Genomic DNA, 18,525 nt, shown 5'->3' with positions numbered 1-18,525 from the left:
CACAGGGAGGGGTGGAGCGGCGGACAACACAGACGGCCGCGGCCGGCAGGCGATTGTCGCCTGCGCCGTCCTAGAATCGTCGCCCATGACCTTCCTCGACATGCTGCGCGACGCCACCGCGCGCAACGACTCCCTGCTGTGCGTGGGCCTGGATCCGGAGCCCACGCGCTTTCCCGACCAACTGCGCGGCGACGCCCACCGCATCTACGACTTCTGCGCCGCCATCGTGGACGCCACGGCCGACCTGGTGTGCGCCTTCAAGCCGCAGATCGCCTACTTCGCCGCGCACGGCGCCGAGGACCAGCTCGAGCGCCTGATGCAGCACATGCGCGCCAACGCCCCCCATGTGCCGGTGATCCTGGACGCCAAGCGCGGCGACATAGGCTCCACCGCCGAGCAGTACGCGGTCGAGGCCTTCGAACGCTACGGCGCCGACGCCGTGACCCTGTCGCCCTTCATGGGCTTTGATTCGGTTTTGCCCTACCTGCAGTACCAGGGCAAGGGCGCCTTTCTGCTGTGCCGCACCTCCAACCCCGGCGGCGACGACCTGCAGGCCCAACGGCTGGCCAGCGTCGAAGGCCAGCCGCTGCTGTACGAGCATGTGGCGCGCCTGGCCCAGGGCCCCTGGAACAGGAACGGCCAGCTCGGCCTGGTGGTGGGCGCCACCTACCCGGATGAGATCGCACGCGTGCGCGCCATCGCACCCACGCTGCCGCTGCTCATCCCCGGTGTCGGCGCCCAGGGCGGCGACGCGGCGGCCACGGTGCGCGCCGGCCTCACCGAGCGCGGCACCATCATCGTCAACTCCTCACGCGCCGTGCTCTACGCCTCGGGCGGGGCCGACTACGCCGCCGCCGCGCGCGCCGCCGCCCAGGCCACGCGCGCCACGCTCAACGCCGCCCGCAGCTGATTTCTGTCACCACCGCCCAAGAAACACCTATGCGCCCCTCGCCCCTCATGCCCACGCGCCGCCACGCCACAGCACTGCTCGCCTGCGGCTTGGCCCTGCTGACAGCTGGCCCCGCCCAGGCGCAGGACTACCCGGCCAAGCCCATCACCCTCGTCGTCGGCTACCCACCCGGCGGCAGCACCGACCTGATGGGGCGCCTGGTGGGCGCCGAGCTGTCCACGCGCCTGGGCCAGCCGGTGGTGATAGAGAACCTGGGCGGCGCCGGCGGCACCATAGGCGCGCAGAAGGTGGCCAGCGCCGCGCCCGACGGCTACACCCTGCTGGTGGGGGCCAACAACGAGCTGGCGATTGCCAAGCTGGTCACCAAGACAGTCAAGTACGACCCGTCCAGCTTCACCCCCATCGGCCTGATCGGCTCACAACCCATGGTGCTGGTGGCCGCCACCTCCACCGGCGTGAAGAACGCCAGCGACTTCACCCAGCTGGTCAAGAAGAACCCCGGCAAGTTCAGCTACGGCAGCTCGGGCGTGGGCACGGCCCTGCACCTGGCGGGCGAGATGGTCAAGGAGCAGGCCGGCCTGTTCATGACCCATATCCCCTACCGCGGCGTGGCACCGTTGACGAATGACCTGGTGGGCAACAACCTGGAGTTCGGCGTCTTCGTGCTCTCCAGCGGTCTGCCGCACATCAAGTCCGGCAAGGTGGTGGCCCTGGGCACTACGGCAGCCAAACGCGCGCCGGCCACGCCCGACATTCCGGCCCTGGCCGAGCTGCCGCAGTTCAAGAACGTGGACATCGAAAGCTGGTTCGCCCTGGTCGGGCCGGCCAACCTGCCCCAGCCGGTGGTCGCCAAGCTGAAGAAGGCCTTGAACGACACCCTGCAGTCCCCTGATTTCCGCAAGAAGATGGCCGCCGCCGGCTCGGGCGTGGCCGCGCCCGATGCCAACCTGGCGCAGTTCTGGCAGGGCGAGGTCGCCAAGTACACAAAAATCGTGCAATTCGCGAAGATCGAAGAATGAACAGCAGCCTGCGCTTTGACCTGCCCGCGCCCGACCTGAGCGCCTGGCGCGCGGGCAACACCGGCACTGAGGGCGTCTGGCATTTTGACTCGGGACTGCCCGGGCGCCAGGTGCTGGTCAGCGCGCTGATCCACGGCAACGAGCTGTGCGGCGCCTGGGCACTCAAGGGCCTGCTGGAATCGGGCCTGCGCCCGCAGGCGGGCAGCCTGACGCTGATGTTCTGCAACCTGGCGGCCTTCGACCGCTTCGACCCGGCCAACCACGACGCGGCGCGCTTCGTCGAGCAGGACATGAACCGCCAGTGGAGCGACGAGCGCATGGATGCCGCCGACAGCCTGGAGCGGCGCCGCTGCGCGGCGTTGCGCCCGTTTGTCGCCCGGGCCGACTGGCTGCTGGACCTGCACTCCATGCACGAGCCCTGCGCGCCGCTGCTGCTCACCGGCGTGCAGCCGCGCAACCTGGCCCTGGCCAAGCAGATGGCCGCGCCCGAGCACATCGTCATCGACGCCGGCCACCAGGACGGCACGCGCATGCGCGACTACGGGCGCTTTGGCCTGCCCGATGCGCAGGCGGGCGACAGCCGTTCGCTGCTGGTCGAATGCGGCTTTCACGGCGACCCGGCCAGCCGCGCCGTGGCGCAAGACCAATGCCTGCGCTTCATCGAGGCGTCGGGCATCGTCGATGGCGCCGAGCTGGCGCGCCTGCTGCCCGGCTGGCGCCTGACCGATGCGCCGCGCCAATGGGCGCTGCAGGTCACCGGCCCGGTGGTCGCCAAGAACGAGCGCTTTACCTTCACCGAAGCCTTCACCGGCCTCGAGGTGATCGCCCGGGCCGGCACGGTGATAGGCGACAACGATGGCGAGCCAGTCACCACCCCCTACGACGACTGCGTGCTGGTCATGCCCAGCACACGCCAGGCGCGCGCCGGCGTAAGCGTGGTGCGCTTTGCCCGGCGGCGTCCGCTGTAGGCGGCGCAAGCCCGGCACCCGCAGTGCCGTGGCCTGAAAGTCGGCCAGATGGGGCCGTTTCAGAAAACAACAGTCGGATGGGGCATACCCACTTTTGGCGATGGTTTGCCTACAATTAGAAGCGATTACTTACAAATATCTGCTTCCATGCGATTGCTTGACCATCTGCGCCTGTCGCACAAGTTTTTCATCCTGGGTGGCCTGGCGCTGGCCATGATGGCCATTCCCGCCGGCCTGCAGTTGCGCAGCATGGGCGCGCAAATGCAGCAGCTGGGCACACAGGCGCGCGCCATGCCGGCGCTGCAGCAGCTGGGCCAGTCCGTGCGCTTGACACAGGTGCACCGCGGCCTGTCGGCCGGCCAGCTCGGCGGCGACGCGCAGCTGGCGGGACGCCGGCCCGCCGTGCGCGACGAGCTCGGCCGCACCCTGCAGGCCACGGCTGACGAACTGGCCAGCGTGGCCCCCGACCAGGCCAGCGCCCTGAACCAGTTGCGCCAGGACTGGCAGGCACTGCAGCAAGCCGTGGGCGACGGTGCCGTCACGCCCGCGCAAAGCCTGGCGCGCCACAACCAGATGGTGGCGCGGCTGCTGGCCCTGAGCGAGCAGCTGCAGCACAGCAGCGGCCTGAGCACCAGCGAGCGCCGCGACACCCAGGCGCTGATCCAGGCGGCGCTGCAACAGCTGCCCATGCTCACCGAACAGCTGGGCCAGATGCGCGCCATGGGCGCCGGCGCGCTGGCGCGCGGCGAGCTGCCAGCCGAGACACGCGGCCTGCTGCGCGCCCTGCGCACGCGCGCCGACGAGTTCGACAGCGGCAGCCAGGTCAGCCTGCAACGCGCCCTGCAGCACGCACCCGCACTGCAGACCGCACTGGCACAGGCGCTGGGCGCCGAGAAGACCGCCACCGCCGACGCCCTGCGCCTGGTGGACAACGGCCTGCTCCAGGCCAGCGAGCTGCGCCTGCCCGCCGGGCAGTATTTCGACACCCTGACGGCTGGCATCGACGCCGTGAACGCGCTGGGCAGCCAGGCCACACAGCAGCTATTGAACCTGGTGCAGCAGCAGGCCAGCGCCGCGCAGCGCGCGCTGTGGCTCATGGGCGCGGCCCTGGCCGTCCTGGCCACGCTGGCGGTATTGCTGGCCGCGGCCTTTGTGCGCTCCATCACCCAGCCGGTGCAGCAGGCCGTGGCCCTGGCGCGCGCCGTGGCCGGCGGCGACCTGAGCGGCGCAGACCAGCCACATGGCGACAACGAGGTGGGTGAGCTGATCGCCGCCCAGCAGCAGATGCGCGCCAGGCTGCGCCCCATCGTGGCCCAGGTGCGCCACGGCTCCGAGGGCGTGGCCCTGGCCAGCAGCGAGATCGCCCAGGGCAACCATGACCTGTCCGGCCGCACCGAGGCCCAGGCCAGCGCGCTGGAGCAGACGGCAGCATCCATGGAGCAGCTCAGCGCCACGGTGCAAAACAACGCCCACACCGCCCGCGAGGCCAGCGCGCTTGCCGAGCACACGCGCGAGCTGGCGCGCCAGGGCGGCGCCAATGTCGAGCAGGTGGTCAGCACCATGCACGGCGTGCACCAGGCGGCGCGGCAGATGGCCGACATCATCCAGGTGATAGACGGCATTGCCTTCCAGACCAATCTGCTGGCGCTGAACGCCGCCGTCGAGGCGGCGCGCGCCGGCGAGCAGGGGCGCGGCTTTGCCGTGGTGGCCGGCGAGGTGCGCAACCTGGCCGGGCGCAGCGGCGAGGCCGCCAAGCAGATCCGCGGCCTGATCGAGGCCAGCAACGCGCGCGTGAGCGCCGGCAACCAGCAGGCCGAGGCCGCCGGCCGCACCATGGCCGACGTGGTGGCCAGCATGCAGCGCCTGAACACCCTGGTCGGCCAGATCAGCACCGCCAGCCAGGAGCAGGCCAACGGCGTGGCCCAGGTCGGCGAGGCCGTGACCTCGCTGGATCAGGTGACGCAGCAGAACGCCGCCCTGGTCGAACAGATGGCCGCCGCCGCCGACGGCCTTAGCAGTCAGGCCCAGGGTCTGGTGCAGGCGGTGGCGGTATTCCGCGCCGGGGCGAGTGAATCGCATGCGCCCCGATCAGAGCTGCTTGAACTCACTTATTGATAGTTGTCAGCGCTTATGAATAGAGCGCTACAGGCTGATTTGTTGCTTGACGACACATCTCAGAGGGTGAGAGGAAATTGCCCCTGCCCGAGGGGCACGTGAAAACCGGTAGTGGCTGGCACAATTCCCGGCTCTCGCACCACCCTTTCGCACCATTTATAGGCAGCAGCCATGTTCACAGGCATCGTCCAGGCCACGGCGGTGATCGCCGCCATCGAGGATCGCGCCGGCCTGCGCACCTTCAGCATCGAGTTTCCACCCGGCTTCTGCGCCGATCTGGCGATTGGCGCCAGCGTCGCCACCGACGGCGTGTGCCTGACGGTGACCGAGATTCTTTCGCCCACCAGTGCGCGCTTTGACGTGATGCAGCAGAGCCTGGCCATCACCACGCTGGGCCGCTACGCCGTGGGCCGGCGCGTGAACGTGGAGCGCGCCGCGAAGGAGGGCGCCGAGATTGGCGGCCACCCGCTGTCCGGCCATGTAGATTGCGTGGCCCAGCTAGCCGCCGTGCGCCAGAGCGAGAACAACCGCGTGTGGCGCGTGGCCGTGCCGCCCCAGTTTGCGCGCTACATCTTTGCCAAGGGCTATATCGCCATCCACGGCGCCAGCCTGACGGTGGCCGAGGTGAACCGCCAGGAATCGTGGTTCGAGGTCTGGCTGATCCCCGAGACGCGCCGCGCGACGGTATTCGAGGACATGGCCGTGGGCGACCTGCTGAACATCGAGATCGAGCGCAGCACCCAGGTCGTCGTCGATACCGTGCGCGAGGCGGTGCAGGACAGCCTGGGCCGCCTGGCCCCGGTGCTCGAGGCGCTGCTCAAGGAAAAGGGCCTGTCGCTGGACGACTACCTGCCCCGCCCCGAGCTGCCGCGGTGAGCGCGCAGCCGCGCGCCCTCACCGCCGCCGACCTGCCCGGTCTGGCGCAGGTGCAGCGCGCCTGCTATGGCGACGGCCTGGCCGAGAGCACGGAGGTGTTTGCGCGCCGCCTGGCCAGCCCGGCCAATTGCTCTCTGGTGATCGCGCAGGGCGGCCGGGTGCTGGCCTATCTGGCGGCCTACCGGTCGCTGCTGGCCAAGGTCACGCCGCTGCACGGCGACTTCGAGCCCGTGCCCACGCCCGACACCCTCTACCTGCACGACATGGCCGTGCTGCCCGACTGCGCCGGGCGCGGCCTGGCCGGGCAGCTGCTGGCCGCGCTCCACGCCCAGAGCACGGGCCTGCGCCACAGCGCGCTGGTGTCGGTGCAGGGCTCGCAGGCCTACTGGCAGCGGCGCGGCTATGCCGAGCACCAGCTGCACGACGCCGTGCAGCGCCAGCGCCTGGCGAGCTATGGCGCGCAGGCGGTGTATATGACGGCATTACTATCAAAATAAGAGCTGTTGGCGCTTGATGGGAGGGCGCTCGATGCGGTTTTGTGCATATCTCCGCCACGTCGCCCTGCCTCCCTCGCGCCTACCCGCCGCGGCCCTGGCGGTTGTGCCGGCTGCGCGCGATATGGCGGCTGGCGCGGTCCTGGGCGCGCTCCATGCGCACCGCCTCGCGGGCGTTGACATGGCCGTCCGCGTTGGTGCGGCGCTCCAGGCGGTTGATGTGGCGCTGCTGGCGCTCCAGCCGCAGCTGCTCGCGCGGCGTGATCTGGCCCTGCTCCACGCCGTGGGTGATGCGATCGGACTGGCGCGCCTGCCGGTTGTCCACGCGCCCGGCCTGGTGCTCGGCCAGCGAGGCCGGCGCCTGGGCCAGGGCGGCGCCGGCCAGCACAGCCAGGCCAAGGGCGGCGGTGGCCGCGGCGCGCAGGGGTTTCAGGAAGTGGTTCATGCTCGGCTCCGGTGAGGGTGGTTGGCAACGGATCGGCTGATCCGCGCGCTGTTTGAACCCGCGACCGGCGGCGCGCTTACGGCGGCGCCGGCAAATCCGGGTACAACATGGGGACATTGCGTAAGAGACTGGCGCCTGGCGGGTTCAAGCCAGACAGCCCGATGGCCCCTCAGCAATCACCATGCCCCTCTTCCCCATTGCGCAAGGCATCCGCTGCTGGCTGCGCTGCGCCGCCGCCAGCGCGCTGCTGGCCTGTGTTGTGGCCCAGGCGGCCCCGGTGGCCGTGCCCGACGCGCAGGACTGGGCGCGCCTCACGCCCGCCGAGCGCCAGGCGCGCAAGGCCGAGATCCGGCGCCAGCTCGACCAGGCCTCGCCGGCCGAGCGCAAGGCCTTTCGCCAGCAGCTGCGCCAGCAGATCGAAGCGCTGACGCCCGCGCAGCGCCAGGCACTGATCCAGCAGACGCGCAAGGGCTGGTACAACCTGTCGGCCGACGAGCGCCAGCGCCTGATCGACGAGCGCCGCGAGCAGATCGAGACCATGTCGCCGGCCGAGCGGCGCGAGCTGCTGCGCCAGCGCCGCGAGATGCTGCGCCGCTTGAGCCCCGAGGAGCGCACCGCCCTGCGCGACCGGCTGCCGGCACGTTGACCCATGCGCGACGCTCCCGCCAGCGGCGCCCTGGGCCGCTCCATCAGCAGCCTGGGGCAATGGGTCGGGCAGGCGCTGGGCGGGCGCGGACGCCAGCCGCCCGCGGCCGACCCCTGGGCGCTGTGGCAGGCCGCCCGCGCCGGCGACCAGGCCAGCGCCAGCGCGCTGGTGCGCCGCTTGAGCCCCCAGGCCTACGCCCTGGCCATGCAGCTGCTGGGCCGGCGCGAGGACGCCGAGGACATGGTGCAGGAGGCCTTTCTGCGCCTGTGGCGCGCGCGCGCCAGCGACGCGCATGGCGCCAGCCTGGCGACCTACTTCAACACCATCGTCATCAACCGCTGCAAGAGCTGGCTGGCGCGCCGGCGCGAGCTGAGCACCGACCCCGAGCAGCTGCTGGAGCTGGCCGACGCCAGCCAGGGCGCCGAGCCGCCCGGCGCCGACGCCCTGCCACCCATCAGCACGGCGGCGCTGGCGGCGGCCATGGCGCGCCTGAGCCCGCGCCAGCGCATGGCCCTGGCCATGTGGGCCTATGCCGACGCCGACGTGCCCGCCATCGCCCGCGCGCTGGAACTTGACGCCAACGCCGCGCACCAACTGTTGCACCGTGCCAAGGCCGCCCTGCGCCAGCACCTCAAGGAGCCAGCACCATGACCGCCCCACGCCCCGACACGCCCCCTGCCAACGCCGACCGCCGGCTGCGCCACAGTCTGCGCCAGGCGCTGGAGCAGGCGCCCGATGAGGGCCAGCAGGCGCTGCAGGCGCGCCTGCTGGCACAGTGGCGCCAGCAGCAGGCCGCCGCCCCCGCCCCGCATGGCCCGCTGGCCGTGCTGCAGGCCGGCTGGCGCCAGCACCCGCTGCTGTGCAAGAGCGCGCTGCTGGCGCTGACCGTGGCCGGCCTGCTGCTGGTCAAGCCCTGGGTGAGGCCGGACGCCGGCATGGACGAGCTGCTGCAGCCCGACGTGCTGTCGCTGATGACCATGGGCGAGCTGTAACCTGCCGCGCAACGACGCGGCCAGGCCACCGGGTGCTATCGCGCAACTGGTACTTGTGCATGGTTCGGTTACCTCTAAATTACACCTGTGCGCCATGCGGAGCATGGCGAACGCAAGAAATAGCCTTATAGAATCGATCCGGCGGACAACGGGCTCCGTTGAACCACCGTTATTCAGAACAGGCAATGGACACGCTCATTGCTTCGAGGGCAAACCGACATGCTGGACGTATTTTTCACCATTGACGTTGAGGTCTGGTGCAATGGTTGGAAGAACATCGATGAGCGATTTGCCAATGCGTTCGATAGATACATCTATGGCACCACTCCGCAGGGGCAGTTTGGGTTGCCATACCAGATGAAGGTAATGAACGACCATGGCCTGACCAGCGTGTGCTTCATTGAACCCTTGTTTTCTGCACGATTTGGGCAGCAACCCCTTGATGAAATCGTCGCGCTGGTGCGCGAGGCGGGTCATGAACCGCAACTGCACATGCACCCCGAATGGGTGGATGAAGCCCGCACCCCGCTGCTGGAGGGTATGCAAGGCAAGCGACCCAACATGCGCGACTACACCGTGGCCGAGCAAACGTCGCTGATTGCAAGCGGATTGCAAATGCTGGAGCGAGCCGGTGCCCCGAATATCAATGCGTTTCGGGCCGGTAGTTTTGGTTTCAATCGCGATACGCTTGAAGCATTGGCAGCCAATGGCATCGCATACGACTGCAGTTACAACACCACCCTGTTCGGGCAGAGCAGCGGTGTCAGGCCAGGAGAAACCGTCTGGTGGCCTTTTGAATGCGCCGGAGTTTATGAATACCCGATGACTGTTTTTGACGATGGCACGGGCAAATTGCGCCACGTTCAGCTGACCGCCTGTTCTTTCGCTGAGATTGAGAAACTGCTGTGGACGGCACTGGAGGCAGGACACCAGTCTTTCGTGATGCTGTCACACAGTTTTGAACTACTCAATGGCGGGAGCAGAGACCGCTCCGATCCTGTGACCATCAACCGGTTCAGGAAGTTTTGCGCCTTCATGGAAAAAAACCGGGATTCATTTCGCGTGCGTGGATTTCAGGGTATGCAACCTGAAGTGGCGGTTCAGCCCCCACCTTTGTTGCGATCTCCCATCTGGCGCACCGGCATGCGTATGGCGGAACAGGTCTATCGCCGAAGATATCGGTAAAAACACAGGCCTGTAATAACTACCGTCTTCGTGCTGTGAAGTGCTTGTTGGGTGGGTTATTCAGCGCGTCTTAAATTCTTTCGTCGAAACACGGCAAACCCGGCGATTGATGAAATGTGCTCAAGCGAGGGGCTGTGCTTGAATAAAGCGGCTTCGGTCGGGTTTCCATACACAATCCAGACATCGTGAACACGTGTTGACATGGACTTCTCCCAAGTCTTTAAGACCGGAGACATAATTTGTGCATCAAATGGATTGTAAAGATAGAGGACGGTTGCAGCATCAGGAGGCGCATAATCTCTTGCATCACCATGAATAACTTCCATGCGGTCTGTATTCGGCCATGAATTCGCTGCCGCCTCAATGTTTTTCTTGGCCAGCAAGTGAAGATTTTCTGAAAACTCCACCCCTATCACCTTGTTAAAACCTATTTTTGCGGCTAGAAAAAGAGCTCGCCCCTTTCCGGAGCCCAAGTCTACGAAGCAAAATGTTGACGGATCAATTGGAAGACTGCGTATGACCGTGATGAACTTTTCCTCATCAATAGGCTCATAAGCATTTCCCCCTGCGCCATATTCATGTGTATATCCGAGTGCGCTCAAATAAACCGACTTGTTTGTTTCAACGCCGGGAATATTGTCAACGGAACTTTTTGCATCAAATTTTCCGGGTGATAGAAGTATCTTAAAGCGGTGTTTTATGTTTAGGAGTGCTACAGGGCCAAACATCTTCCATCCATGCCTGGACCAAGCATTTTTTATGCGTTCCATTCAAAGTCGTCCTTTATTTCACGATTTGCATGGAGTGGGTATGAGCTCGTGATTTCTGCCGCTGATGTGATTGTCACAGATCCTGTCCAGATGTCGCATCCCTAATGATCGCGGTACCAGTATGTAACTCAACGGTTTTGTGCGCAATCTATGATGCCGGCGGGACCATAATGACTGGAGCGAAACTTCCCACTGCGCCCCAGCCTGTCGGTCGCGTCGGTCGATTCGTTGTGCGCGCCGATCGTTGCCGGCGACGACTCTACACCCTTTCAACCGGCCTGCTGTCTCTTTATCGCACGGGGTAAAAAAGTTTCAGAAAAGCGGGCCCCCTTCTTCTTTGAGGCCAGGAGCGCGCCCGTGTCTGGATTGAAATCGTCGATAGAAAACCCGTGGGTCTGTGACATCGTCACTGACGAGGTGCTGGCGAGGGAAACGGGAGTCCCGCTGCCCAGCCATGCGCAAAGTGACCAGGCGTTCTGCACCCCCCATGCGCTGCGATCCTGGGCGCGTGCCTTTTTGCCCGCGGGTGGATGGAGTGGCCCCCTTCGCCATGTGCGCGTGCGGCAGAACGGACAGTTGCAGGCGCTGATTCCCTTCGCCAGGCAGCAGGTCGCTCGCTTCAGCATCAATTCGCTGGCGGGCTATTACTGGCCTTTCCGCAGTCTTTGCCTTTTAGCGCAACCTGGTGCGGGCATGGGCCTGGCGGACGCCGTGGGCCGTGCGCTAGCCAACACACCGCCAGGGGCGGTGCTGCGCTTTGGGCCCATTTCCGGGCGCGACGAGGTCATGCTCGCCATGTTGCGCCAACTAATGGCCGCTGGTTGGCGCCATCGAGCCAAGGCGACTGGAGCGGTGTTCCAGCTGGATCTGTCCTTGGGATTGGACGCACTCAAGCAACGGTTCAGTGGTTCCTTGCTTAAGCACATCGAATATTCGCGCCGACGCCTGAGCAAGACGGTGGGCGAGGTGCGCTGCGAGCGCCACGTGCTGAGCGGTGAGGATCAGCCGCTGCTCGACATCCTGGCGGGCATCGAGTCGCGCTCCTGGTTGGGCAGGGACGGTGGCGATCTTAAGTTTGTCGGTCCGGCCAATCAGCTTTTTTGGACCCAGATGGGTCGCGAGCCCGACCCCCATGCACAGGCCGTGTGCTGGGTGCTGCACTGTGGCGACCAGCCGGTGGCGTTTTCGGCCCATCTGGAAACCGACACGGCACTCTACGTCCTGGCCAATTCCTACGACGAGCAATGGAAGAGCCACAGCCCCGGCTCTATCCTTACCTACGAGGTATTGCGCGATGCGATAGCCCGTCACAAGCGCTTGTTCGATTGGGGGCAAGGGGACTCTGGCTACAAGCAGCGCTGGGGTGCGCAGGAAGGGGCATTGCTGTACGACGTGATGATGTTCCGGCCTGGCCTGTTGGGTGACTTGCTGGCCTTGGCGGCCGAAAAGGCCCTGCGCGACTGGGACGTGAGGCTGGACGCGCTGCCCTGAGTGGCTTGCGTCGACAGGATCTTGCTGGCTCTCCTTCGCTCGACTTGAACGCATGAATCAGAAACTGTCTTTTTTTCTCGGGCCGGGGGGCCTCACTGCCGCCTTGTTCTTCGGCGTCAAGTCGTTGACGGGGGCTGAGGTATTCCGCTTCGCCGCCAAGCCTTTGCAGTTGGGCGCCGTGTCCGCCTTGCCTACCGACTGGCGCTATGTGCAGCTGCGTACTTCAGCCGATCTTGCTGCGTTGGGGCCGGGTTTTCGGGCGCAGCTGGGGAGGCAGTCGGGCGCCGGACCGGAACGGTTGTTTCAGCGCGGTGCCAGCCTGCATGCCCTGCTGTGTGGCGAGGCGGTGGTGGCTCAGCTCAATATCGAGAGCAGCCCGGTTTGCGAGGTGGACGACCCCAAGCTGGCTTTGCAACTGGCCGAAGGCGACGGCTTCCTCGGTTTTCTCTACACTTACCCGGAGTTCAGCCGCCGCCGCGCGGCGCAGCAGCTCATTGCTGCCACCGAGCAGAGCCTGCGTGAGCGGGGGCTGAAACGCCTGGTGACCCATGTGCGCGCCACCAATGTGCCGTCCATCGCAGCGTTCAAAAATCAGGACTTTCATTTCAACGCCATGGTGTTCAGCAAGACTTCAGGCGCCTTGCTGGGTGCGCTGGGCATGCGGCGCCTGGGTTTGCAGGCCTTGCCGGCGCGCCAAGGCGTGCATTGATACTGCTGCCAGTCGCCCGTTTCACGTTTTCCAAGGGTGGGCGGAGTGATCCGTCCGGTATTCATGGGGTGGCGCTTGGCTCAATCGCTGATCGATGCGTCGTCGGCTGACCTGGTGGTGCACCGGCGCATCCTTGCTGTGCAGCGTGCGCTGACTGATCATGGGCAGCAGGTTGACTGGCTTGTGCAGCCGCGTGATGGAGCCAAAAGTCGGCATCGTTTTATATGTTTCATATATCAGTCCATGCAGGCGCCAGTTGCCGATGGATATTTTGAGGTAATCAGGCGTCAAAGCGAGTTATAAAGAATATGTGGATAAGCGGGCTTTATGTTGAGCATTGCCCATTGTTATGGCTACTGCTGAGCTAAATATCGAAGGAGCGGATGGATGGGTTCTCGACGTTTTGGTGGCGTATGTTGCCGCAATCAGACGGGTACTGCAGGCGGGCAGAATGGAGAGTAGCTTGATTAATGATGTTGGCGGCCCTGGTGCCGCCCCGCTGCGTGTGCGCTTCAAGTTCATGCTCGGGGAGTGGGTGTTCAGTGAATGGCGACAGGCCTTTTTGCCGCTGCAGCAACAGATGCCGACAGCTCAGCCTGGCTGGCCGGAGATTGAAAGCCTGTTGCCTGCGCACTTGCCGGCCGATGTGGCTGGGTACCAGCTCAGGCGCACGGCGGTGGACAGGTTTCCGCGCGGGGTCTCACGGCAGGGCGGTTGGCTTTGTTACAGCCCGCGCCAGGAATGCCTGTACTTCGTGAATCTGGCGGGTGATTTTGAGGCCTACCTTCAGCGTCGTTCACCCAAGAGCCGTCAGAACTTGAAACGCTCGGTGAAGCGTTTCATGGACAGTAATCCTGATGGTTTCGAGGTATTCACCACGCCGCAATCGATGATTGAGTTCCACCGCGAGGCCGTTTCCATATCGAAGAGGACTTACCAGTCATTCATGCTGAATGCCGGTCTGCCGGATGGCGCGGAATATCTGCACCAGATGCAGGACAGGGCAGCGCGCGGCGAGGCAAGAGGGTACCTGCTTCGCGAGCAGGGAACCCCCGTCGCCTTCGCATGGTGCACTGCCAAGGGTGATGAAATCACGTATCAGATCATTGGGTACTTGTCTGAATATGCCGACAAATCACCGGGTACCGTGCTGCTGTACCAAATAATCCAGGATTTGTTTGCGCTGGGGCAGTATCGTTTGTTCGATTTTGGAACCGGCAGCGCTTTTTACAAGGAATCGTTCGCTACCGACAAGATCGATTTTGCCGACAGCTATCTTTTTCGCCCAGGCATCAAAAATAGCTGGAAGTTATGGTGGCTCTGGAAGACCGAGTGTTTTTCAAACCTGGTGGGCGAGGCGCTGAACCGGATGGGCCTGAAGAAAAAAATCCGTCTGTTGATGCGAAGAGGCGCCAGCAGAACGCATGGGTAGTTGGATGCAGTGCGGGTCTTTGGCCGCTGGGCTGTACAGCACGGCCGGGATGCCCGTTTGCGCCAGCAAGAGTCGCAGGCCCTGCCGTGTGACAACTGCACCAGAATCCGAGTTCACTATAAAAATAGAAGCTTCTGGCGCTTTGTGGATAAGCGCTATCGGTCTATTTGACCATTGTTTTTGAGGCTTACACCAGCTTGCAAGCCGCACTGGTCATAATGCGCGCCATGCCAAACCGCTGGAAACCCAACGTCACCGTCGCGGCCGTCGTCGAGCGCGAGGGGCGTTTTCTGTTCATCGAGGAGAACACCGCCGACGGCCTGCGGCTGAACAACCCCGCGGGCCATCTCGACCCCGGCGAATCTCCGGTGGATGCCTGCGTGCGCGAGGTGCTGGAGGAGACCGCCTACGACTTCACGCCCAGCGCCCTGGTGGGGGTGTACCTGAACCGTTTCCGGCGCACCCGCACGGGTGACGACATCACCTACCTGCGCTTTGTGTTCACCGGCCAGCTGGGCGAGCACCACGCCTGGCGCGACCTGGACGACGGCATCGTGCGCGCCGTGTGGCTCACGCCCGACGAGCTGCGCAGCAGCAGGACGCGCCACCGCAGCCCGCTGGTGCTGCAGTCCGTCAACGACTACCTGGCCGGCCAGCGCGCGCCGCTGGGGCTGATCCACACCGACGCCAGCGTGCTGCAGGCGCCGCTCTGAGCCTGCGCTTGGGAGGCTGTCGGGCGTCGCCGGCCTCACTGCCCCGTGATCTTGCGCTCGCGCACGATGGCGCCCCACTGGTCGTATTCCTTCTTCATGAAGCTGGCGAACTCGGCGCGCGTGGTCGGGTGGGGCGACAGGCCGTGCTTGTTCAGCGCGTCCTTCACGCCGGGGTCGTTGAGCACCTTGACGATCTCCTGGTTCCAGCGTTCGAGCAGCGGCGCGGGCGTCTTGCCCGAGGCCATGAACGAATACCAGTTCAGCGCCTGAAAGCCGGGGTAGCCCGACTCGGCCACGGTGGGTATGTTGGGCAGGTAGGCCGGGCGCGTCAGCCCCGTGGTGGCCAGCGGGATCAGCTTGCCGGTCTCGACATGCGGCATGGCCGTGGGCGGGGCGGCAAAGTAGCTGGTCACGCGCTCGCCCAGCAGGTCTTGCAGCGCGGGCGCGCCGCCCTTGTAGGGCACATGCACCATGTCGATGCCGGCGCGCTGGTTGAACAGTTCGCCCGCCAGGTGCGATGCCGAGCCCGCGCCGGTAGAGGCAAAGTCCACGCTGCCGGGCTTCTTTTTGGACAGCTGGACGAACTCGGCCAGCGTCTTCGCGCCGGCGGCCTTGTGCACCACCAGCACGTTGGGGAAATACACGCCACCGGTGATGGGCGCCAGGTCCTTGAACGGGTCGTAGGGCAGCTTCATGAGGTGCGGCGCAATCGTCAGCGGCCCTACCGAGCCCAGCAGCAGCACGGTGCCGTCGGCAGCGCCCGCCGCCACCTGCTGGTGGGCGATGTTGCCCCCGGCGCCGCCCTTGTTGTCCACCACCACGCTCTGGCCGATGTTCTCGCCCAGCTTCTTGGCGATGAGCCGCGCCGCCGCATCGGCCGCGCCGCCGGCGGCAAAGCCCACCACCAGCGTCACTGGCTTGGCCGGCGGAAAGTCCTGCGCCAGCGCAGGGCTGGAAAAGGCCAGCGAGGCGGCCGCTGCGGCGGCGGCCTGGATCAGGGTGCGTTTTTTCATCGTGAGGCTCCTTGGCGGACGTTTTAAGTGAAATAGGGCTGCAGCCCTTGTGGGACAAGCGCTGACAGCTATTGTTTTTGTGGTGTTTCAGTCGCTGCCCAGGCCTATGGGGTTGGGCCGGCGCTTTTCGGTGTTGTGGCGCAGCAGCGCCGCGGTGCGGAAGATGCCGTGGGCAAACTTGCCGTAGGGCATGGTGGCAAACAGCGCCATCACCGCGCCCAGGTGCAGGCACAGCAGCAGGGCCAGGGCGGGCGTGGCCGCCGGGGTGATGCGCACCAGCCACAGCGCCAGGCCGCTGGCGGCCACCAGGAACAGCAGGGCGATGAAGCCCAGGTCCATGGGTTTCTGGGCGGCGTCGCCCTGCAGCGGGTGGCGGCGCAGGTTCAGGCGCCACAGGCCGGCCGTGCCCAGCATCAGGCTGGCGCCGCCCACCGCACCCAGGATCTTGGGGAGGCTGGGCAGGTCATACGGCGCCACCCAGCCAAAGGCATAGTGGTACACCGTGGCCAGCGAGGTGGCGGCAAAGCACAGCAGGAAGCCGTAGAAGGTCAGGTGGTGGCAGCGCCGGCGCGTCAGGCTGAAGGCGTCGTCCTCGTTGTTGCAACCGTCGCCATGGCCGCCGTCCAGGTATTTCAGGCGCAGCACGTCGTGCGCGGCCTCGCTGGCGGCGGCGTCACTCACGTCGGCGCCGCTGGTGGCGGGCTTGACGTCGCGCCAGAAGCCGCGCACGCCCATGGCCAGCGCCAGCACCGCAAACAGGAAGATGGGCGCAAACAGGCCCACCATCAGGTTGTGCGGGAACAGGTGGTAAAAGTTGGCGCCCAGGTCCACGCCCCACAGCGCACCCCAGCCGCCCTTGAGCGCGGCGGCCAGCGCCAGGAACAGCGTCAGCGCGGCCACCAGGGCCAGCGACAGCGTCAGGCCATTGCGCTTGTAGAGTTGTCCGAGCGCGAGCGGCCAGGCGTAGTCGTGGTAGGTCTGGCCGCGCACCCGGGCCATGGCCTGCGGCACGTTGACGGCAAACTCGTGCGGCGGCGCGTACTGGCAGGCGTGCAGGCAGGCGCCGCAGTTGTGGCACAGGTTGGCCAGGTAGTGCACGTCGGCCTTGAGGAATTCGAGCCGGCGCGTCATGGCCGGGAACACGGCGCAAAAGCCCTCGCAGTAGCGGCAGGCGTTGCAGATCTGCATGACGCGTGCCACCTCGGATTCGGCGGCCGAGGGGGGTATGACCTCGCCCAGCGCCAGGGCGCGGGCGTCGCGGGTGAGTTCTTGCAAGGCCTCAAGCGATGACATGGTTTGCTTTCATTTCAGTAGCTGTCAGCGCTTGCAGGGATTGCGCTTTCTGCTGTTTTGCTGCCAATGCGGCATTGGCGCCCGCGATGCGGCCGAAGGCGGTGCCAATGCTCATGCCCACGCCGGCGGTGTAGCCCTTGCCCAGCACGTTGCCGGCCATCATCTCGCCGGCCACGAACAGGTTGCGGCTGGGCCGGCCGGCAAAGCGCACGGCGGCGGTGTCGTCGGTCTGAAGGCCCAGGTAGGTGAAGGTCACGCCCGGCTTGAGTGCGTAGCCGTAGAAGGGGGCCGTGTCTATGGGGCGCGCCCAATGGGTCTTGGGCGGCGCCAGGTTCTCGGTGTGGCAGTCGTCGAGCACGGTGTGGTCGAACCGGCCCACGCGGCAGGCGCGGTTGTAGTCGGTCAGCGTCTGCATGAAGGTGGTTTCGTCCAGGCCCAGCTTCTGCGCCAGCTCGGGCAGGCTGTCCGCACGCACGCCGGGGAATACCGGCGGCATGAAGCGGCCTATGGCCTTGCTGTCGATGATGGAGTAGCCGATCTGCCCCGGCTGCTGCGCCACCAGGCGGCCCCAGACGGCGTAGCGCTTGGGCCAGAAGTCCTCGCCCTCGTCGTAGAAGCGGCGCGCCTCGCGGTTGACCACCACGCCCAGCGATACGCAGTCGATGCGCGTGCAGATGCCGCCGTCGTACAGCGGTGCGCGTGCGTCGATGGCCACCATGTGCGCCTGCGTGGGGTCGCCGATGCGGTCGGCGCCGTGGTCATCGAGCAGGTGTTTGAGCAGCACGCCGCGGTTGAAGGCCGTGCCGCGGATCAGAAAATTGTCGGCCGGCCATTCGCCGCGCGCATTCTGGCCCCAGGCCTCGCGCAGCCATTCGCGGTTGGACTCAAAGCCGCCGGCCGCCAGCACGCAGGTCTTGGCCGTGATGCGCTGGCCCTGGACCCAGGCGGCCTGGAACTGCCCGTCCTCGATGTCCAGCCGATCGACGGGCGAGTCGTAGCGCACCTGCACGCCCAGCGCCTGGGCGCTGCGGTAGTAGGCGTTGACCAGCGCCTTGCCGCCGCCCATGAAGAAGGCATTGGTGCGCGCCACATGCAGCGTGCCGGCCAGCGCGGGCTGAAAACGCACGCCGTGGCGGCGCATCCAGGGGCGGCAGGCCGACGAGTGGCGGATCACCAGGCGTGCCAGGTGCTCGTCGGTAATGCCGCCGGTCACTTTCAGCAAGTCCTGCCAATACTCTTCTTCGGGGTAGGCATCGACCAGCACGTCCTGCGGTGCGTCGTGCATGCAGCGCAGGTTGCGCGTGTGCGCGGAGTTGCCGCCGCGCCAGTCGCGCGGGGCCGATTCGAGCAGCAGCACGCGCGCACCCGCCTCGCGCGCCATCAGCGCGGCGCACAGCGCGGCGTTGCCGCCGCCGATGACCAGGACATCGGCGTCCATCGTGGGAGATTGCATG

Annotated in this window: 20 protein-coding genes; 14 read left to right on the top strand and 6 right to left on the bottom strand. The window is 65.9% G+C overall.

Translation table 11 applies throughout. From position 1 onward, the window contains the following. The first annotated feature begins 85 nt into the window (after positions 1-85). The 6 genes from pyrF to P4826_RS13650 all read left to right on the top strand — a co-directional run bounded on the left by pyrF (position 86) and on the right by P4826_RS13650 (position 6,385). Positions 86-910: an orotidine-5'-phosphate decarboxylase gene (gene pyrF, locus P4826_RS13675; RefSeq protein ID WP_317700933.1), complete on the top strand. Its 825-nt coding sequence runs from the start codon at positions 86-88 to the stop codon at positions 908-910. A 29-nt stretch (positions 911-939) separates the two neighbouring features. After that, positions 940-1,929 (top strand): Bug family tripartite tricarboxylate transporter substrate binding protein, encoded by a 990-nt coding sequence (locus tag P4826_RS13670; protein ID WP_425605173.1) that lies wholly within the window; start codon positions 940-942, stop codon positions 1,927-1,929. Continuing rightward, positions 1,926-2,897, top strand: coding sequence for a M14 family metallopeptidase (locus P4826_RS13665; protein ID WP_317700932.1), 972 nt, complete (start codon positions 1,926-1,928; stop codon positions 2,895-2,897). The genes P4826_RS13670 and P4826_RS13665 overlap by 4 nt, the downstream gene beginning before the upstream one ends. A gap of 147 nt (positions 2,898-3,044) precedes the next feature. Continuing rightward, positions 3,045-5,012 (top strand): methyl-accepting chemotaxis protein, encoded by a 1,968-nt coding sequence (locus tag P4826_RS13660; protein WP_317700931.1) that lies wholly within the window; start codon positions 3,045-3,047, stop codon positions 5,010-5,012. Positions 5,013-5,183: 171 nt separating this feature from the next. Continuing rightward, positions 5,184-5,888, top strand: coding sequence for a riboflavin synthase subunit alpha (locus P4826_RS13655; protein ID WP_317700930.1), 705 nt, complete (start codon positions 5,184-5,186; stop codon positions 5,886-5,888). Next, on the top strand, positions 5,885-6,385 hold the full coding sequence (locus P4826_RS13650; RefSeq protein ID WP_317700929.1) for a GNAT family N-acetyltransferase: 501 nt from the start codon (positions 5,885-5,887) through the stop codon (positions 6,383-6,385). Before P4826_RS13655 ends, P4826_RS13650 begins: the two co-directional genes overlap by 4 nt. A gap of 79 nt (positions 6,386-6,464) precedes the next feature. Here P4826_RS13650 and P4826_RS13645 read toward each other — a convergent pair whose 3' ends face one another. Continuing rightward, complete coding sequence (locus tag P4826_RS13645) at positions 6,465-6,827, bottom strand: hypothetical protein (RefSeq protein ID WP_317700928.1); 363 nt, start codon at positions 6,825-6,827, stop codon at positions 6,465-6,467. Between the two features lie 181 nt (positions 6,828-7,008). Between P4826_RS13645 and P4826_RS13640 the strand changes: the two genes are divergently transcribed. The 4 genes from P4826_RS13640 (at position 7,009) to P4826_RS13625 (ending at position 9,650) form a co-directional block, all read left to right on the top strand. Further along, positions 7,009-7,473, top strand: coding sequence for a DUF3106 domain-containing protein (locus tag P4826_RS13640; protein ID WP_317700927.1), 465 nt, complete (start codon positions 7,009-7,011; stop codon positions 7,471-7,473). Positions 7,474-7,476: 3 nt separating this feature from the next. Continuing rightward, positions 7,477-8,124, top strand: coding sequence for an RNA polymerase sigma factor (locus P4826_RS13635; protein ID WP_317700926.1), 648 nt, complete (start codon positions 7,477-7,479; stop codon positions 8,122-8,124). Then, complete coding sequence (locus P4826_RS13630) at positions 8,121-8,465, top strand: hypothetical protein (RefSeq protein ID WP_317700925.1); 345 nt, start codon at positions 8,121-8,123, stop codon at positions 8,463-8,465. Before P4826_RS13635 ends, P4826_RS13630 begins: the two co-directional genes overlap by 4 nt. Positions 8,466-8,684: 219 nt before the next feature. After that, positions 8,685-9,650 carry a polysaccharide deacetylase family protein gene (locus P4826_RS13625; RefSeq protein WP_317700924.1) on the top strand — a complete coding sequence of 322 codons (966 nt, stop codon included), beginning with the start codon at positions 8,685-8,687 and terminating at the stop codon, positions 9,648-9,650. Between the two features lie 56 nt (positions 9,651-9,706). Here P4826_RS13625 and P4826_RS13620 read toward each other — a convergent pair whose 3' ends face one another. Continuing rightward, complete coding sequence (locus P4826_RS13620) at positions 9,707-10,420, bottom strand: methyltransferase domain-containing protein (RefSeq protein WP_317700923.1); 714 nt, start codon at positions 10,418-10,420, stop codon at positions 9,707-9,709. 357 nt (positions 10,421-10,777) lie between these two features. On the opposite strand from P4826_RS13620, the gene P4826_RS13615 reads away from it, so the two are divergent. Both P4826_RS13615 and P4826_RS13610 read left to right on the top strand, forming a co-directional pair. Next, positions 10,778-11,911, top strand: coding sequence for a GNAT family N-acetyltransferase (locus P4826_RS13615; RefSeq protein WP_317700922.1), 1,134 nt, complete (start codon positions 10,778-10,780; stop codon positions 11,909-11,911). 52 nt (positions 11,912-11,963) lie between these two features. Beyond that, positions 11,964-12,620 carry a GNAT family N-acetyltransferase gene (locus P4826_RS13610; RefSeq protein WP_317700921.1) on the top strand — a complete coding sequence of 219 codons (657 nt, stop codon included), beginning with the start codon at positions 11,964-11,966 and terminating at the stop codon, positions 12,618-12,620. 21 nt (positions 12,621-12,641) lie between these two features. Here the strand turns inward: P4826_RS13610 and P4826_RS13605 are convergent, their stop codons facing one another. Continuing rightward, positions 12,642-12,911: a hypothetical protein gene (locus P4826_RS13605; protein ID WP_317700920.1), complete on the bottom strand. Its 270-nt coding sequence runs from the start codon at positions 12,909-12,911 to the stop codon at positions 12,642-12,644. A 58-nt stretch (positions 12,912-12,969) separates the two neighbouring features. Between P4826_RS13605 and P4826_RS13600 the strand changes: the two genes are divergently transcribed. Next, positions 12,970-14,052, top strand: coding sequence for a GNAT family N-acetyltransferase (locus P4826_RS13600; protein WP_317700919.1), 1,083 nt, complete (start codon positions 12,970-12,972; stop codon positions 14,050-14,052). A 227-nt stretch (positions 14,053-14,279) separates the two neighbouring features. After that, on the top strand, positions 14,280-14,765 hold the full coding sequence (locus tag P4826_RS13595) for an NUDIX hydrolase (protein ID WP_317700918.1): 486 nt from the start codon (positions 14,280-14,282) through the stop codon (positions 14,763-14,765). A gap of 35 nt (positions 14,766-14,800) precedes the next feature. Here P4826_RS13595 and P4826_RS13590 read toward each other — a convergent pair whose 3' ends face one another. From P4826_RS13590 to tcuA, 3 genes are all read right to left on the bottom strand, one after another. Next, positions 14,801-15,778, bottom strand: a complete 978-nt coding sequence (locus P4826_RS13590) for a Bug family tripartite tricarboxylate transporter substrate binding protein (protein ID WP_317700917.1) — start codon at positions 15,776-15,778, stop codon at positions 14,801-14,803. 87 nt (positions 15,779-15,865) lie between these two features. Beyond that, the gene (gene tcuB / locus P4826_RS13585; protein ID WP_317700916.1) at positions 15,866-17,071 is read right to left on the bottom strand and encodes a tricarballylate utilization 4Fe-4S protein TcuB; all 1,206 of its coding nucleotides are present in this window, start codon (positions 17,069-17,071) and stop codon (positions 15,866-15,868) included. Beyond that, on the bottom strand, positions 17,058-18,509 hold the full coding sequence (gene tcuA, locus P4826_RS13580; RefSeq protein WP_425605267.1) for an FAD-dependent tricarballylate dehydrogenase TcuA: 1,452 nt from the start codon (positions 18,507-18,509) through the stop codon (positions 17,058-17,060). The genes tcuB and tcuA overlap by 14 nt, the downstream gene beginning before the upstream one ends. Positions 18,510-18,525: the final 16 nt, after the last annotated feature.

The sequence above is a fragment of the Diaphorobacter limosus genome (assembly GCF_033100095.1).
Lineage (GTDB): Bacteria > Pseudomonadota > Gammaproteobacteria > Burkholderiales > Burkholderiaceae_C > Alicycliphilus > Alicycliphilus limosus.
This window is presented reverse-complemented; position numbering and strand designations above follow the sequence as displayed.